This window comes from Enteractinococcus helveticum (genome assembly GCF_001657475.1).
Taxonomy (GTDB): Bacteria; Actinomycetota; Actinomycetes; order Actinomycetales; family Micrococcaceae; genus Yaniella; species Yaniella helvetica.
On record NZ_LXEY01000073.1, the window covers coordinates 1 to 908 of the forward strand.

Annotated in this window: 1 protein-coding gene; it reads right to left on the reverse strand. The window is 48.8% G+C overall.

Annotated elements, in window-relative coordinates:
- Window positions 1-2 precede the first annotated feature (2 nt).
- A partial coding sequence (locus tag A6F49_RS14560) for a diadenylate cyclase (protein WP_043055281.1) occupies window positions 3-908 on the reverse strand: 906 nt, incomplete at its 5' end.

The following is a 908-nucleotide window of genomic DNA, read 5'->3' on the forward strand; positions in this document are numbered from 1 at the left end:
ACTTACTCCGGCAGAAAAAATGTGTCATTGAAAGCGGAATGAGGTTCATACTTATCGTGCCACACCCGCGTTATGAAGCCGAGTCCGTCATTAGATTTAGCTGATGATTCCCTATAATCTTCAACACGTTCGAGTGACTCGTTCGCAAGTGTGCATTGTTCAGCAGAGAGGTAGAAGTCAAGTGACCTTAAGTGTTTCTCGTGTTTGAAAAACTCTTCAAAATCCACAGGTTTGCCATGCGATAGACTCACAACTTTGGATATTACTCCGTCAACATATGACCGCTTCACACGTCGAGGAAGATCGGGAATGAGGTTGAGCATGCCGTCTTCACTAACGATGACAATAAGGCAATTTCCGTTGGACTCTGATAGATAGCGGTGTGCAGAGTTGAAGCGTGCACCGCGACTGGCATCTCCCATGCCCGGCACTGCAAGACCATCGAGTATTGTTCCAACTGCGTGGCAGTGTCCTGCGGGATCGACCAGGATCGCCCCATCGATGGCTGATACCGCTAGCAGAGTTGAATCAGCTAGCGGACCAGGTTTGATTCCAATCGCTGGGGGAGACAAACGTCGGGCCTCATTTTCTGCATTGGCGTGTATGACTAACATAGTTCCGTGGTGTTGTTCCGAGGCTTCAAGCGCTAGTCGCCATAGTTCTTCGACATCTGCATGTTCTCCGAAAATCCGTTCCACTGCGTCACTAAAAGTGTTTTTGTCTAAACGTTCTCGGGGAACCGTGGGATGCCCATCTGTGACAGATAGAAGTGGAATGTTATTGTGTTCTGCTACCCAGGAGCCTCGGCCAAGGACTCGTAAGAACAAAGCTGACTCTGTTTCAGGTTCATAGCTTTCCGTAAGGCTGCCGAGACCTAATGCTACTTTGCCATTTACGATGAGGTGAAG